16 protein-coding genes are annotated in these 14161 nt (G+C 72.4%); 12 read left to right on the top strand and 4 right to left on the bottom strand.

Annotation, left to right across the window (positions count from 1 at the left end; translation table 11 throughout):
• Window positions 1-67 precede the first annotated feature (67 nt).
• A complete protein-coding gene (locus tag FKN01_RS07655; protein WP_143617764.1) occupies window positions 68-898 on the top strand; it encodes a sulfurtransferase in 831 nt (276 codons plus the stop codon).
• 89 nt (window positions 899-987) lie between these two features.
• Here the strand turns inward: FKN01_RS07655 and sepH are convergent, their stop codons facing one another.
• On the bottom strand, window positions 988-2046 hold the full coding sequence (sepH, locus tag FKN01_RS07660; RefSeq protein ID WP_143617766.1) for a septation protein SepH: 1059 nt from the start codon (window positions 2044-2046) through the stop codon (window positions 988-990).
• Between the two features lie 495 nt (window positions 2047-2541).
• Here sepH and FKN01_RS07665 point away from each other — a divergent pair, with 495 nt between their 5' ends.
• The gene (locus tag FKN01_RS07665; RefSeq protein WP_143617768.1) at window positions 2542-3582 is read left to right on the top strand and encodes a hypothetical protein; all 1041 of its coding nucleotides are present in this window, start codon (window positions 2542-2544) and stop codon (window positions 3580-3582) included.
• A gap of 8 nt (window positions 3583-3590) precedes the next feature.
• On the opposite strand, the gene FKN01_RS07670 is transcribed toward FKN01_RS07665, so the two are convergent.
• Complete coding sequence (locus FKN01_RS07670; RefSeq protein WP_143617770.1) at window positions 3591-4913, bottom strand: D-arabinono-1,4-lactone oxidase; 1323 nt, start codon at window positions 4911-4913, stop codon at window positions 3591-3593.
• Between the two features lie 209 nt (window positions 4914-5122).
• Between FKN01_RS07670 and FKN01_RS07675 the strand changes: the two genes are divergently transcribed.
• Both FKN01_RS07675 and FKN01_RS07680 read left to right on the top strand, forming a co-directional pair.
• Window positions 5123-6250 (top strand): ferrochelatase, encoded by a 1128-nt coding sequence (locus FKN01_RS07675; protein ID WP_143617772.1) that lies wholly within the window; start codon window positions 5123-5125, stop codon window positions 6248-6250.
• A 50-nt stretch (window positions 6251-6300) separates the two neighbouring features.
• Complete coding sequence (locus FKN01_RS07680) at window positions 6301-7131, top strand: inositol monophosphatase family protein (protein WP_143617774.1); 831 nt, start codon at window positions 6301-6303, stop codon at window positions 7129-7131.
• A gap of 89 nt (window positions 7132-7220) precedes the next feature.
• Here the strand turns inward: FKN01_RS07680 and FKN01_RS32480 are convergent, their stop codons facing one another.
• Entirely contained in the window at window positions 7221-7397 is a 177-nt protein-coding gene (locus FKN01_RS32480) for a hypothetical protein (protein WP_018105385.1), read from the bottom strand.
• A gap of 383 nt (window positions 7398-7780) precedes the next feature.
• Here FKN01_RS32480 and FKN01_RS07685 point away from each other — a divergent pair, with 383 nt between their 5' ends.
• From FKN01_RS07685 to FKN01_RS07700, 4 genes are all read left to right on the top strand, one after another.
• Entirely contained in the window at window positions 7781-8434 is a 654-nt protein-coding gene (locus FKN01_RS07685) for a response regulator transcription factor (protein WP_143617776.1), read from the top strand.
• Between the two features lie 5 nt (window positions 8435-8439).
• Window positions 8440-9675: a sensor histidine kinase gene (locus FKN01_RS07690; RefSeq protein WP_398931488.1), complete on the top strand. Its 1236-nt coding sequence runs from the start codon at window positions 8440-8442 to the stop codon at window positions 9673-9675.
• A 405-nt stretch (window positions 9676-10080) separates the two neighbouring features.
• Window positions 10081-10377, top strand: coding sequence for a DUF4193 domain-containing protein (locus FKN01_RS07695; protein WP_003965732.1), 297 nt, complete (start codon window positions 10081-10083; stop codon window positions 10375-10377).
• A gap of 13 nt (window positions 10378-10390) precedes the next feature.
• The gene (locus FKN01_RS07700; protein WP_185992783.1) at window positions 10391-11335 is read left to right on the top strand and encodes a hypothetical protein; all 945 of its coding nucleotides are present in this window, start codon (window positions 10391-10393) and stop codon (window positions 11333-11335) included.
• A 28-nt stretch (window positions 11336-11363) separates the two neighbouring features.
• On the opposite strand, the gene FKN01_RS07705 is transcribed toward FKN01_RS07700, so the two are convergent.
• Entirely contained in the window at window positions 11364-11825 is a 462-nt protein-coding gene (locus tag FKN01_RS07705; RefSeq protein ID WP_143617782.1) for a DUF3093 domain-containing protein, read from the bottom strand.
• Between the two features lie 57 nt (window positions 11826-11882).
• Here FKN01_RS07705 and FKN01_RS07710 point away from each other — a divergent pair, with 57 nt between their 5' ends.
• From FKN01_RS07710 to kdpF, 4 genes are all read left to right on the top strand, one after another.
• The gene (locus tag FKN01_RS07710; protein ID WP_143617784.1) at window positions 11883-12467 is read left to right on the top strand and encodes a PaaI family thioesterase; all 585 of its coding nucleotides are present in this window, start codon (window positions 11883-11885) and stop codon (window positions 12465-12467) included.
• Window positions 12467-13000, top strand: a complete 534-nt coding sequence (gene dut, locus FKN01_RS07715) for a dUTP diphosphatase (RefSeq protein WP_143617786.1) — start codon at window positions 12467-12469, stop codon at window positions 12998-13000. Before FKN01_RS07710 ends, dut begins: the two co-directional genes overlap by 1 nt.
• Before the next feature lies 1 nt (window position 13001).
• Entirely contained in the window at window positions 13002-13766 is a 765-nt protein-coding gene (locus FKN01_RS07720) for a DUF3710 domain-containing protein (protein WP_143617789.1), read from the top strand.
• 304 nt (window positions 13767-14070) lie between these two features.
• Window positions 14071-14160, top strand: a complete 90-nt coding sequence (gene kdpF / locus FKN01_RS07725; RefSeq protein WP_018520580.1) for a K(+)-transporting ATPase subunit F — start codon at window positions 14071-14073, stop codon at window positions 14158-14160.
• Window position 14161: the final 1 nt, after the last annotated feature.

The following is a 14161-nucleotide window of genomic DNA, read 5'->3' on the forward strand; positions in this document are numbered from 1 at the left end:
GTTTGTACCGGTATAACCGCTTGGCCGTTGTTACGGGCAGCCGGGCGTCTGCGTGAGGATGGCACGCATGAAGCCCATCATCTCCGCATTCGAATGCGCGAGCGAACTGGCGGGGCCACGTCCGCCGGTGCTCCTGGACGTACGTTGGCAGCTGGGCGGCCCGCACGGCCGGCCCGACTACGAGGCGGGGCACATCCCCGGCGCGGTCTTCGTGGACCTCGATACGGAGCTCGCCGGACCGGCGGGCACCGGAGGCCGCCACCCGCTGCCCGACCCGGAGGAGTTCGGCGCCGCGATGCGCCGCGCCGGGGTCCGCCAGGACGGCCCGGTGGTCGTCTACGACGGCGGTCAGGGCTGGGCGGCCGCCCGGGCCTGGTGGCTGCTGCGCTGGGCGGGGCACTCCGACGTACGGGTGCTGGACGGCGGCCTCGCGGCCTGGACGGGGGAGCTGTCGAAGGAGACCCCGGACCCGGCCGAGGGCGACTTCGCGCCCGCGCCGGGAGCGCTGCCGCTGCTGGACGCGGACGGCGCCGCGGCCCTGGCCCGCTCGGGTGTCCTGCTCGACGCGCGGGCGGCCGAGCGCTACCGGGGCGATGTGGAGCCCATCGACCGGGTCGGCGGCCACATCCCCGGCGCGGTCTCCGCGCCGACCGGCGAGAACGTGGACGCGGACGGCCGCTTCCTGAGCCCCGAGCGCCTGGCCGCCCGGTTCGCCGGGCTGGGCGTCGACGGGGAGGACGCGGAGGTCGGCGTCTACTGCGGTTCGGGCGTCTCCGGGGCCCAGCAGGTGCTGGCGCTGGAGCTTGCCGGGCACCGGGCCGCCCTCTACGCGGGCTCCTGGTCGCACTGGTCCGCCGACGAGTCGCGCCCGGTCGCCACGGGGCCCCAGCCCGGGTAACGGCACGCCGTCGCGCGAGGACGACGCGGGGCCGGCACGCGCTCGCGTACCGGCCCCGGTCATCGCGTCCAGTCCTGCTTCTTTCGCGTCTAGTCCTGCTTCTTGCGGCGGGTGCCGAAGACGATCTCGTCCCAGCTGGGCACCGCGGCCCGGCGCCCGGGCCGGACCCCGTCCGCCTCGGCCTGCCGGTCCGTCGTCCCGGTCAGCCGGTCGCGGTGACCGGCGACCGCACGCGGCATCAGGACGTCCGCGTACGCGGAGCCCGCTCCGGCCGACGCGGCGGGCGGCTCCTCGGCCTCCGGCTCCCGGTCCGGCGGTTCGATCGCCGGGGGCTCGGGCGGCGCGGGCCGCTCCGGCACGACCATGTCACCCCGGAAGCTGGGCACCGCCTCCAGCAGGCTGGTGAGGGAGTCCCGCTCGCTCGCGGTCACCCCGGCGATCCGCTCCTCCGGCTCCGGGGGCGGCGGCGGGGCCGGACGCTCGATCTGCCGGTCCAGCGCGCGGTCCAGCGGCCGGTCGCGCGGCAGCCGGGCGATCCGGGGCACGAACGGGAAGCTGGGCTCGGGCGCCGCGACCTCGTCCGTCTCGCCGATCAGCGAACGGGCCTCGTCGTCGACGGCCTGGACCAGCCGGCGCGGCGGGTCGTAGGTCCAGCTCGCCGAGTGCGGCTCACCCGCGACCCGGTAGACGAGAAGGACCTCCCAGGTGCCGTCGTCACGGCGCCAGGAGTCCCACTGGACGGTCTCCTTGTCGGCGCCGCGCAGCAGCAGCCGCTCCTGCACCGCCTCGCCGAGCTGGGGGCCGGTGTTCTCGCCGGGACGGCGCACGGGAGTCTTCCGGGCCCGCTCGGCCATGAAGGCCCGCTCCGCGAGCACGGGGCCCTCGAAGCGGCGGACACGGTCGACGGGGATTCCGGCGAACTGGGCGACCTCCTCGGCGGAGGCACCGGCTCGTATCCGTGCCTGGATGTCGCGCGGGCGGAGGTGGCTCTCCACCTCGATCTCGATCTGGCCGAGCCGGGCGCGGTCGTTGCGCACGGCGGCTCGCAGCCGCTCGTCGATCGGAAGCGTGTACTCCGTGCTGTCCGCAGCCTTGAGCACCAGTCGTGTGCCGTCGTTGGAGACGGCCACGACACGCAGTTCGGGCATGGGGACCTCCCGGGTGGTGCCTGCCGACGTCACGTGCGTCGCTGCTTCCGCTAGTCGAGTGTGGCCTGCCCGGGTGCAGCCTGCCACAACATTGCCGTGTTGCCCGGCGTGTCGGGCGTGAGCCCTTGATCGCCGGTATGCCACGGTAGCCCTTGCGCAACGCAAAGTGACCGATGGTCACTCTGTGTAGCTGGCCGCCGTGCGATGCCGTGCGCCGCCGGATCGAGTGCCTCCTTCGGCCCCCTCCCGAAGGTTCCGGACGCCCGCGCGGGTGTCCGGCCCCAGGGCTCGCCACAGTACTCCATTCGGGCCATGTGGGTGGACCGCCGCGCCGTCGAAGTTCTCGCGAGGTACGGAAGTCCGCCTACCCCTCCAGGCGTCCCCCGCTCATGATCCGTGTCGTGCTTCACATAATCCACGCAACCGGAACTTTCGGCTTCGCTCACGTGTCCCTAGTTGGTGCATGGTGGGAGAGATGTCTATCAAGGGCTGGAAATGGTGCAGAAGCCGGAAAGCGGCATAGAACCCAAGGAGAGGCGGATCGATCTGAGCCTGCCCCAGGTGGCGGGCAGCGCGGTCGCCGCGGTGGCCGCGGCCGTGGCGGCTTCCCAGCTCGGTGTGTACGGAACCATCGCGGGCGCCGGAGTCATGAGTGTCGTGGCGACCTGCGGCGGCTCGGTCTTCCAGCACTTCTTCCGTCGTACGGGGGAGCAGATCCGCGAGGTGACGGTCCAGGTGAAGCACCCGGACCGCGAGGTGACCGTCCGCACCCGCGAGACCGGCGCCCGGCAGCCGGAGCCCGCGGCGTGGGAGACCGTCCTGCCGGGAGCGGCGGACGAGGCCACGACGGTGCTGCACCGGGTCGAGCCGCAGCCGGACGAGACGACGCTCCTGCGCCGGGCGGACCAGCGGCCGGACGAGACGATGCTCCTGCGCCGGGCGGACCAGCCGTCGGACGAGACGATGCTCCTCGGCCGCGTGGCGCCCGACGCGACGACCGTGCTGCGCGGCGTCGGCGCCGGGCCGGACGAGGAGTTCTCCGAGGCGACCACGCACGGCACCCGGATGCGTGGCTGGAAACGGTCGGCCATCGGCGCGGCCGTGGTCTTCGTCGTCTCGATGGCCGGCATCACCACGTACGAACTGATCTCCGGCGGCGACCTGAGCGGCGGCCACGGGACGACCGTGGGCTCCGTCGTACGCGGTGAGCACGACGCGGGCCCTTCCACCCCCGCGCCCGCCGAAACCACCCGTCCCGGTCCGGACGCGTCGGACCCGGCGCAGCGGGACCCGGGCACGGCCACCCCCGGCACGGGCACCCCGGACGACGACGGCACCGCCCCGCAGCCGGACCGCAGCGGCGGTCCCGGCGAAGGGGCGACACCCTCGCCCACCGCCTCGGACCCGGCGGACGAGGGCGCCGAGCCCGCGCCCCCCCCCCCCCCGCGCACCACGGACGACGGCGGGAGCGCGGCGCCCGACCCGACGGCCACGGACGGCGTCCCGGCGCCCGCCGGCACCGAAGCGGGGGAGTGAGCCCGGGGTCAGTCGCCCAGCACCCGGCGCAGGTAGTCGTTGCCGAACAGCCGGTCCGGGTCCAGCCGGTCCCGTACGGCCGTGAACTCGCCGAAGCGCGGATACACCCCGGAGAGGTACGCGGCGTCCCGCGTGTTGATCTTGCCCCAGTGCGGGCGGCCGCCGTGCGCGGTCATGATCCGCTCCACCGCCGTGAAGTACGCCTGGTAGGGCGTGCCCCGGTACAGATGGACGGCGATGTACGCGCTCTCCCGGCCCGACGCGGTGGAGAGCGCGATGTCGTCGGCGGGCGCGGTCCGCACCTCCACCGGGAAGCTGATCCGCAGCGGCGAACGGTCCACCATCGCCCGGACCTCGCGCAGCGCCTCGACGGCCGCCTCACGCGGCAGCGCGTACTCCATCTCCACGAAACGCACCCGGCGCGGGCTGGTGAACACCTTGTACGGGATGTCGGTGTACGTGCGCGCCGACAGGGCCCGGCTGGAGATCCTGGCGATCGAGGGGATGGTGGCGGGCACGGCCCGGCCCAGCGCGCAGGCGACCTGGAAGACGCCGTTGGACAGCAACTCGTCCTCGATCCAGCCGCCGACCCTGCCGAGCGGGGCGGCGGGGCCCGCGCTGCGGTTGTTGCGCTTGGTGTTGCAGTTCCCGGTGTGCGGGAACCAGTAGAACTCGAAGTGCTCGTTCTCGGCCACGAGCTGATCGAACTCGGTCGTCACCTGGTCGAAGCTCATCGGCTCCTCGCGGGCGGTCAGCAGGAAGACCGGCTCCACCGCGAAGGTGATCGCGGTGATGACGCCCAGCGCGCCGAGCCCGATCCGCGCCACCGCGAACACGTCGGCGTTCTCGGTCTCCGAGCAGCGCAGCACCGTGCCGTCCGCGGTGACCAGCTCCAGGGCGCGTATCTGCGCGGATATGGACGCCGAGTCACGCCCGGTGCCGTGCGTGCCGGTGGAGGTGGCTCCGGCGACCGTCTGCTCCATGATGTCGCCCATGTTGGTGAGCGAGAGGCCCTCGCGGGCCAGTGCGGTGTTCAGACGCTTCAGCGGGGTGCCCGCCTCGACCGTCACCGTCATCGCCTTGCGGTCGATCTCGCGGATGCCGGTCAGCAGATCGGGCCGGACGAGCAGCCCGTCGGTGGCCGCGGTCGCGGTGAACGAGTGCCCGGTGCCGACCGGCTTCACCCGCAGCCCGTCCTCGGACGCCCTGCGCAGCGCCTCGGCCAGCTCGTCCACGGAGGCGGGGGACACAATCCGGGCCGGCCGGGCGGTGACGGTCCCCGCCCAGTTGCGCCACGGGCTCGTCGCCGTCCGTACGTAGGTCTCGGTCATCTTCCCCGCGCCCTTCCCTAGGAACCGGCCCACCCAGCCGGCGCTTCCCCCGGACGGAAACCACGGGTTACCGGCCGGTTGGAGGGGGATCATACTCACGGCTCCCGCACATTCATCCACCCCTCGCGCCGCCCTCTGCCCAGGGCCCGGAGCGCCCGCTCCGGACGTCGGTGCGACCCCGCCCGGGTGCGGGTGGCAGGATCGACGGCATGTCCGATCTGCGCGACCCCGCCCCCTACGACGCCCTGCTCCTGCTCTCCTTCGGAGGCCCCGAAGGCCCGGACGACGTGGTCCCGTTCCTGGCGAACGTGACCCGCGGCCGGGGCATCCCCGAGGAACGGCTCAAGGAGGTCGGCAAGCACTACTTCCTGTTCGGGGGCGTCAGCCCGATCAACGCCCAGAACAGGGCCCTGCTCGACGCGCTGCGCGAGGACTTCTCCGAGCACGGGCTGGACCTGCCGGTCTACTGGGGCAACCGCAACTGGGCCCCGTACCTCACCGACACCCTGCGCGAGATGGTCAACGACGGCCACCGCCGCATCGCCGTCCTCGCGACCAGCGCCTACGCCTCGTACTCCGGCTGCCGGCAGTACCGCGAGAACCTCGCCGAGTCACTGGCCGCCCTGGAGGCCGAGGGCCTTCCCGTGCCGCGCGTGGACAAACTCCGGCACTACTTCAACCACCCCGGCTTCGTGGAGCCCATGGTGGAGGGCGTCCTCGCCTCGCTGGCGGACCTGCCCGACGAGCTGCGCCCCGGTGCCCACCTGGCCTTCACCACGCACTCCATCCCGCTCTCCGCGGCCGACACCTCGGGCCCGGTCGAGGCGCACGGCGACGGCGGCGCGTACGTCGCCGAGCACCTGGAGGTGGCCCGGCTGATCGTGGACGCGGTGCGCGAGCGGACCGGCACGGCCCATCCCTGGAAGCTCGTGTACCAGTCGCGCAGCGGCGCGCCGCACATCCCGTGGCTGGAGCCCGACATCTGCGACCACCTCGACGCGCTCCACGGGGACGGGGTCCCCGCCGTCGTGATGGCGCCCATCGGCTTCGTCTCGGACCACATGGAGGTCCTGTACGACCTGGACACCGAGGCCACCGCCAAGGCCGCCGAGCTGGGTCTGCCGGTACGCCGCTCCGCGACGGTCGGCGCCGACCCCCGGTTCGCCGCCGCCGTGCGTGAGCTCGTCCTGGAGCGGGCCGCCGCCGAGCAGGGCCGCGAGCCGCGGCGGTGCGCCCTCGGGGCGCTGGGTGCGAGCCACGACCTCTGCCCGGTGGGCTGCTGCCCGGCGCGGGCGCCCAAGCCCGCCGCCGCGGGGGCCGACAGCCCCTACGCGTAAGCCTCCGCCCTTTCCCCGCCCACCACCCTCGCAACCCCCTAGGGAGCGCCGTGACCGAAACCGACCCCTCATCGGACGTCCTGCTCGACCTCGCACTGGAAGCCGCGCGGCTCGCCGGCCGGCTGCTTCGCGACGGGCGTCCGGCGGGGCTGGGCGTGGCCGCGACCAAGTCCAGCCCGGTCGACGTCGTCACCGAGATGGACATCGCCGCCGAGAAGCTGATCACCGAGTTCCTGATCGAGCGCCGCCCCCTGGACGGCTACCTCGGCGAGGAGAGCGGCACGACCGCCGAGGGCAGCACCGGAGTGCGCTGGGTGATCGACCCGCTCGACGGCACGGTGAACTATCTCTACGGACTCCCGTCCTGGGCCGTCTCCATCGGCGTCGAGGTGGACGGCGAACGGGTCGCCGGTGCCGTGGAGGTCCCGATGCGCGGCGAGACGTACTTCGCGCGCCGCGGCCACGGCGCCTTCGTCACCGGAGGCCCGTACGGCGACGAGCACGTCCGGCTGCGCTGCCGGCCCACCGCCCCGCTCGCCGAGGCGCTGGTGGCCACCGGCTTCAACTACGTCGCCGAGGTCCGGGCCCACCAGGCCGAGGTGGCGCACGACCTCATCCCGCAGGTCCGGGACATCCGGCGCGGCGGCTCCGCTGCGATCGACCTGTGCGACGTGGCCGCCGGCCGGCTCGACGGCTACTTCGAGCGCGGGCTGCACCCCTGGGACCTGGCGGCGGGCGACCTCATCGCCCGGGAGGCCGGCGCGCTCACCGGCGGACGCCCGGGCAGGCCGGCCGACGGCGAGCTGACCGTCGCCGCCTCCCCCGGGGTCTTCGAACCGCTCCAGGCCCTCCTGGACGGGCTGGGAGCCTGGCACGACTGATCAGCGGCTCCTCCCCAGGTCCCGGGCACCAGAAGGGCCCCGCAGCCGCTTCACAACGGCTGCGGGGCCCTTCTGGCCCAGAGCGACGGTCAGGCGTTCGTCGTCGTGCTGATCCGCACACCGTGCTCGGCGGCGAGACGACGGAGGTCGTCCAGCTCGCTCTGCTCGACGTCCGCGAGGAAGTCGTCGCCCGTCTCGCGGGCCTTCGTGAGGTCGTCCTCGGTCGTCTTGATGCGTTGCAGCAGACCTGCGGTGAAAGCGTCCATGAAGCGCCCCCTCATCGTGGGTCGGTGGCACGGGGGTGTGCCCGGGTTTCCCTCCGCCGAGGCGGTAGGGCGGGTGATCACGCACTCTCCGGGGGACGGAGGGGCCTGTGACAACGCCACATGGGAAGACGTGATCGCGGGTGTGAATGCGTACTCCCCCGCCCGAAGCTCAGAGAAACCTCAACTAGCCGGGAAATCCCGTCGCTTCCTCGAAGCCGCAGGTCGGGGCGGGACGTCTTACCGCCGGTTTATGCGGGTTACGGGCAGGATGGAGCCGCACAAGTGTGCCGGGGCCGTGCCCGCGGCGCGGGCGGCCGGGCCGCCCCGGCCGCCCGGGAGCCCCGTGGTGAAACCGCTTGCGAAGTTCTAGGGAAGGAAGCGCCGTGCGCGTACTCGTCGTGGAGGACGAGCAGCTGCTCGCCGATGCGGTGGCCACCGGTTTGCGCCGTGAGGCCATGGCCGTCGATGTCGTGTACGACGGGGCCGCGGCCGTGGAGCGCATCGAGGTCAACGACTACGACGTCGTGGTGCTCGACCGCGACCTCCCCCTCGTCCACGGCGACGACGTCTGCCGCCGGATCGTCGAGCTCGGCATGCCGACCCGGGTGCTCATGCTCACCGCGTCAGGGGACGTCAGCGACCGGGTGGAGGGTCTGGAGCTCGGCGCCGACGACTATCTGCCCAAGCCCTTCGCGTTCAGCGAGCTGACCGCCCGGGTACGGGCGCTCGGCCGGCGTACGACCGTCGCCCTGCCGCCCGTCCTCGAACGGGCCGGCATCAAGCTGGACCCCAACCGCCGGGAGGTGTTCCGGGGCGGCCAGGAGGTCCAGCTCGCGCCCAAGGAGTTCGCCGTCCTGGAGGTCCTGATGCGCAGCGAGGGCGCCGTCGTCTCGGCGGAGCAGCTGCTGGAGAAGGCGTGGGACGAGAACACCGACCCGTTCACCAACGTCGTCCGGGTGACCGTCATGACCCTGCGCCGCAAACTCGGTGAGCCGCCCGTGATCGTCACCGTGCCCGGCTCCGGCTACCGGATCTGATGCCCGTGCCCACCGTCCCGCCGCCCATGGGGGCGCCCCCCAAACCCACCTGGGAGCCCAAACAGCAGGAGCCCTCCTACCCGTGGCTGCGCCCGACCATCCGGATACGGCTCACGCTGCTGTACGGCGGCATGTTCCTGATCGCGGGCATCCTGCTGCTGTCGATCATCTACATGCTGGCCGCCCAGGCCCTGCACGTGGGCAGCGACCTCCCGTTCAAGATCGTCGACGGTCACGTCTCCAGTGACGTCTGCAACCTCCTGGAGGAGGGCAACTCACCGAGCGCGGTCAACGCGGCGATGAACTCCTGCGTCAACCACCAGCGCCAGCAGGCTCTGGACACGCTGCTCAACCGGTCGCTGCTGGCTCTGGTGGGCCTCAGCATCATCGCCTTCGCCTTCGGCTACGGAATGGCCGGCCGGGTGCTCTCGCCGCTGGGCCGGATCACCCGCATCGCCCGGACCGTGGCCGGCACGGACCTGGCCCGCCGCATCGAGCTGGACGGGCCGGACGACGAGCTCAAGGAGCTGTCCGACACCTTCGACGACATGCTGGACCGGCTGGAGCGGGCCTTCACCGCGCAGCAGCGGTTCGTCGGCAACGCCTCGCACGAGCTGCGCACGCCGCTCGCCATCAACCGCACGCTGCTGGAGGTCCACCTCTCCGATCCGGCGGCGCCGCCCGAGCTCCAGCAGCTCGGCAAGACGCTGCTGGCCACCAACGAACGCAGCGAGCAGCTGGTGGAAGGCCTGCTGCTGCTGGCCCGCAGCGACAACCAGATCGTCGAGCGCAAACCCGTCGACCTCGCCGAGGTCGCCTCGCGCGCCGTGGACCAGGCACGCGGCGAGGCCGAGACCAAGGGCGTGGAGATGCGCGAGGAGCTGGCCGAGGCGGTCGTCCAGGGCAACGGAGTCCTGCTGGAGCGCATCGCGCTGAACCTCGTGCAGAACGCCGTCCGCTACAACGTGGCGGAGGGCGGCTGGGTCGAGGTGAGCACGGCGCTGCTGCCCGGCCAGGCGGTGCTCGTCGTCTCGAACACGGGCCCCGTCGTCCCGGCGTACGAGATCGACAACCTCTTCGAGCCCTTCAGGCGGCTGCGTACGGAGCGGACGGGCAGCGACAAGGGGGTCGGACTCGGTCTGTCGATCGCGCGGTCCGTCGCCCGGGCCCACGGCGGCCGTATCATCGCCGAGCCACGTGAAGGCGGTGGTCTTGTGATGCGCGTCTCACTGCCGGTCTGACCGGCGCGCGAGGAGCTTTGCCCGCCGATTATTTTTTGTTCGCTTTGAGCGGAATTTTCGGGACCTGGTCCCGAAAGTTCCGTGTGTGATCGATCACAGGAGCGAATATCTCCCTGTCCACGCTCCGTGACCAGGGAACCCACCGGAAACTAGGCGAAACACCGGGTTTTCGGGGGTGGGCATGACGGGAAGTACACGGGGTGGCGCCTGCGAAGGGTGCCGCCGGGACCGTGTACGGTCCCCATCGCCACCCAAGCCGATCACTCCCGAGCGGTCCTTTTGGGTGTCGATTGAGTAACAGACCTTGATGTGAGGCAAAATCTCCGCCTCAGGTCGGGCACAAGTCCGGCCTCTCACGCGTTACGAGCGCTGAGACACCGCAGACACCCAGAGGGGGAGAGCGACATGGCAACGGATTACGACACCCCACGCAAGACCGACGACGACGTCGATCAGGACAGCCTTGAAGAGCTGAAGGCGCGCCGGAGCGACAAGACGGCGTCCGCCGTCGACGTCGACGAGTTCGACGCGGCCGAGGGCCTTGAGCTGCCCGGCGCGGACCTGTCCAACGAGGAGCTGGCCGTACGGGTCCTGCCCAAGCAGGCCGACGAGTTCACCTGCATGAGCTGCTTCCTCGTGCACCACCGCAGCCAGCTGGCCCGCGAGAAGAACGGCCAGCCGATCTGCCGCGACTGCGACTGAGATCCGGTCGGCCGTGGCAGGGGACACACCGTTCCGCAAGCGGCGCCCCTGGGGCAGAAGGCCACCGGAGGCGCACCAGGGCGGTACACGCCCGGCAGAGGGCGCCGAGGCGCCCGCCGAGCGGCCCGCCCTGCCACCCTCGCCGGACGGACAGGACGACGAGCGGGGCCTGCAGGCGGCCTCGCTCGAAGCAGCCGAAGTAGCGGTCAGGGCAGCCCGTGAGGCTGCCGGAGCCGACACGGCCTATGGGGCCGGACAGGTCGGCAGGACGGAGCCCGTGACCGGGGCAGGCCGTCTGAGTTCAGTGAAACGGGGTGTACGCAAGGGCGGGGAGAGCGCCAAGGAAGCGATCGGTCATATCGCGGACCTGATCATCCACATCGCTCCCCGCGTCCCTGTGCGCGACCTCGCCACCCTGCGCGCCCACTTTCCCGGCCTCGGGCCGGAGGAGATCGCGGACCGGCTCGTCGTGGGCGCGAGCCGCGCGACCGCCACCGTCGGCGCCGGAATCGGCGCCGCGGCCATGATGCCCGTGCCGCCCGCGATGCTCGCCGAGCTGGCCGCCGAGGTCACCGGCGTCGCCGCCGTAGAGATGAAGCTCGTGGCCGAGCTGCACGAGGTCTACGGACGCCGTCCCCCGGGCAACATCGCCCGGCGCTCCACCGCCTACCTCACCGCCTGGACCGAGGAGCGCGGCATCGAGGTCACCCGGCCCTCCTCGGTCGACGCGGCGCTGAGCGGCCGGATGAAGCGCGAGCTGCGCCGCCAGATCATGAAGCGCACCGTGCGCGACCTGCCGAGCCTGATGCCGTTCATGGTCGGCGCCGCCGTCGGCGCTTCCATGAACCGGCGCGACACCAGGAAGCTCGCCGAACGGGTCAGGAAGGACCTGCGCGAGAAGCAGATCCCCTGGGACCGCCTCCCGGAACAGCCCCCGCTGAGACCGGAAGGCTCTTAGGGCCCGCCCCCGCGAAGGCCCGCCGGACCTACTGGGCCCGGACCGCCGCGTTCACTGCTGCCACCAGGGACTTCGGGTCGCGCGTCGAGAGATAGACGTACGGGGTCGGGTCCTCGGGGTCGGTGACCTCCACCCGGACGGCCGTCGGGATGTAGCTGCGCAGCAGCATGAAGGCCCGGGTGTCCGCCTTGTGCGTGCGCCAGGCGCGCGCCTCCTCGGCGTCCAGCGCCTCGGCCTCGCCGAGCGCCGAGACCGGGATGCGGGCGTCCCCCGCGACGAGCGCGCCCGCCACCACCCGGATGCGGGCGGAGCCGTACGAGCTGACCGCGACGGCCGACAGGACCGTGCCGCCGGCCAGGCCGGCCAGGAGCGGCAGGGTGCCCAGCGGCAGCAGCATCAGCGCGCACGCGATGCCGATCAGGACGGCGATCAGCCACCACGAACGGGGTGCGGTGAGGCGTTCGTCGAAGGGCGGGGTCGAAGGCTGCATGGCTCCAGCTTGGCACGGCGCGACCGGCGGGTACCCGCGCGGGTAAGGTCTGCGCCTGTGAGTGGAACATCTGCGGCTCTGACGCCCCCGGCCGACGCGGTGAAACCGGTCCGGCACCCCGACGCCCCGGCCCCCGGCGAACTCCTCGGCGCGCACTACGAGCACTGCTTCGGCTGCGGTTCGGGACAGCCCCACGGACTGCACCTCCAGGCGCGGGCCGGCGAGGGCGTCAGGGTGACCGCCGAGTTCACCGTGAAGGCGGCCCACCAGGGCGCGCCGGGCCTCGCGCACGGCGGGGTGCTGGCCACGGCGCTGGACGAGACGCTCGGCTCGCTGAACTGGCTGCTGCGGGTCATCGCGGTCACCGGCCGGCTGGAGACCGACTTCGTGCGGCCCGTCCCCGTCGACACCGTGCTGTTCCTCGACGCCGAGGTCACCGCCGTGCACGGGCGGAAGATCTACTCCCGGGCGACCGGCCGCATCGGCGGCCCGGACGGGCCGGTCGCGGTGCGGGCCGACGCGCTGTTCATCGAGGTCAAGGTCGACCACTTCATCGAGAACGGCCGGCCGGCCGAGATCGAGGCCGCCATGGCCGACCCCGACCAGGTCAGGCGCGCCCGCGCCTTCGAGGTGAACCCGTGATGCGCCACCCCGTCGACGTCCTCATCCGCCGGATCGACCCGGACGTTCCGCTTCCGGCCTACGGGCACCCCGGCGACGCCGGCGCCGACCTCGTGACGACCGAGGCCGCCGAACTGGGACCGGGGGAGCGGGCCGTACTGCCCACCGGGGTTTCGATCGCCCTGCCCGACGGGTACGCCGCGTTCGTGCACCCACGATCCGGTCTCGCCGCCCGCTGCGGAGTCGCCCTGGTGAATGCCCCGGGGACGGTCGATGCCGGGTACCGTGGAGAGATCAAAGTGATCGTCATCAATCTCGACCCGCGCGAGTCCGTGCGGTTCGAGCGGTTCGACCGGATTGCCCAACTGGTCGTGCAGCAGGTCGAGAAGGTGCGCTTCCACGAGGTGTCGGAGCTTCCCGGCTCGGCGCGGGCCGAAGGGGGCTTCGGGTCCACCGGCGGCCATGCCGCCGTTGATGTTGATGGCGTCCGGGGCGGGGTTCCCCAGGGCGGGAACGGCTACGCTTCGGTCGAATCCGACCGGGAAGGACAGTGACGTGTTCGGACGTCGCAAGAACAGTGGTGCCGCCGATGACACGGCGGACGAGGCGCGCGAGGCCGAGCAGGTCGTCGACGAGCAGGATGACGCCGAGGGCGAGACCCGCCGGACGAACCTTCCGCCGGCGCCGCGCCCGGACGGCCCGTGGGACGTCAGCGAGGTGTCCCAGCCCGGCGACGGCCGGGTCGACCTGGGGGGCATCTTCGTGCCCGGCGTCGAGGGCATGGAGCTGCGCGTGGAGGTCGCCGGTGACGCGATCGTCGCCGCCACCGTCGTGATGCGGGACAGCGCGATCCAGCTCCAGGCGTTCGCCGCCCCCAAGAAGGAGGGCATCTGGGGCGAGGTCCGCGAGGAGATCGCCACCGGCATCACCCAGCAGGGCGGCGTCATCGACGAGGTCGAGGGACCGCTGGGCTGGGAGCTGCGCGCCCAGGTCCCCGTACAGCTTCCCGACGGGGCGACCGGCGTGCAGCTGGTGCGCTTCGTCGGTGTCGACGGCCCGCGCTGGTTCCTGCGCGGGGTGATCTCCGGCCAGGGCGCCGTGCAGCCGGAGGCCGCCGGGCTTCTGGAGTCGGTCTTCCGGGACACCGTGGTCGTCCGCGGCGAGGGCCCGATGGCCCCGCGCGACCCGATCGTCCTCAAGCTCCCCAACGACGCCCAGATGGTTCCCGAGGGCGTGCAGCAGGAGGAGCAGGAGGGCTCGAAGTTCTCCGGTGGCATGGCGGGGCTCCAGCGCGGTCCCGAGATCACCGAGGTGCGCTGACCCGCACCCGCGGACACCGGCCGGCGGGCCGTACCCCTTCCCCGGGGGGCGGCCCGCCGGCTTTTGCGTGCGCCGGCGCGTACGGGGCGCGTATCGGCGGCGTACAGGCGCCGTCAAGGCCGGGCCCCCTTCCGTAAGAGAGGCATCAACGCAGGTCACGGCGGTGGGGGCCAGAGGTTTGCTCAGGGGGTCCGATTCATCGACGCCTCATTCAGGAGCATCCGATGGCCGATGTGGCCTTCGTCGTCACCACGATCGCGGTCTTCGCGCTGGTGGCACTCGTCGCCAAGGGGGTGGCGAAGCTGTGACCGCGGACAACGTGGCCGGCCTCGTCGTGGCCGCCGCCCTGCTGGGCTACCTCGTCCTGGCCCTCCTCTTCCCGGAGAGGTTCTGAG

Source organism: Streptomyces sp. 130, assembly GCF_007096885.1.
Taxonomy (GTDB): Bacteria; Actinomycetota; Actinomycetes; order Streptomycetales; family Streptomycetaceae; genus Streptomyces.

Bases quoted from the DNA above. Each gene is read 5' to 3' on its own strand.
- FKN01_RS07670 (WP_143617770.1), bottom strand. From the start codon at position 4,913: ATGACCGAGACCTACGTACGGACGGCGACGAGCCCGTGGCGCAACTGG.
- FKN01_RS07665 (WP_143617768.1), top strand. From the start codon at position 2,542: ATGGTGCAGAAGCCGGAAAGCGGCATAGAACCCAAGGAGAGGCGGATC.
- FKN01_RS32480 (WP_018105385.1), bottom strand. From the start codon at position 7,397: ATGGACGCTTTCACCGCAGGTCTGCTGCAACGCATCAAGACGACCGAG.
- FKN01_RS07655 (WP_143617764.1), top strand. From the start codon at position 68: ATGAAGCCCATCATCTCCGCATTCGAATGCGCGAGCGAACTGGCGGGG.
- FKN01_RS07675 (WP_143617772.1), top strand. From the start codon at position 5,123: ATGTCCGATCTGCGCGACCCCGCCCCCTACGACGCCCTGCTCCTGCTC.
- FKN01_RS07695 (WP_003965732.1), top strand. From the start codon at position 10,081: ATGGCAACGGATTACGACACCCCACGCAAGACCGACGACGACGTCGAT.
- sepH (WP_143617766.1), bottom strand. From the start codon at position 2,046: ATGCCCGAACTGCGTGTCGTGGCCGTCTCCAACGACGGCACACGACTG.
- dut (WP_143617786.1), top strand. From the start codon at position 12,467: ATGCGCCACCCCGTCGACGTCCTCATCCGCCGGATCGACCCGGACGTT.
- FKN01_RS07705 (WP_143617782.1), bottom strand. From the start codon at position 11,825: ATGCAGCCTTCGACCCCGCCCTTCGACGAACGCCTCACCGCACCCCGT.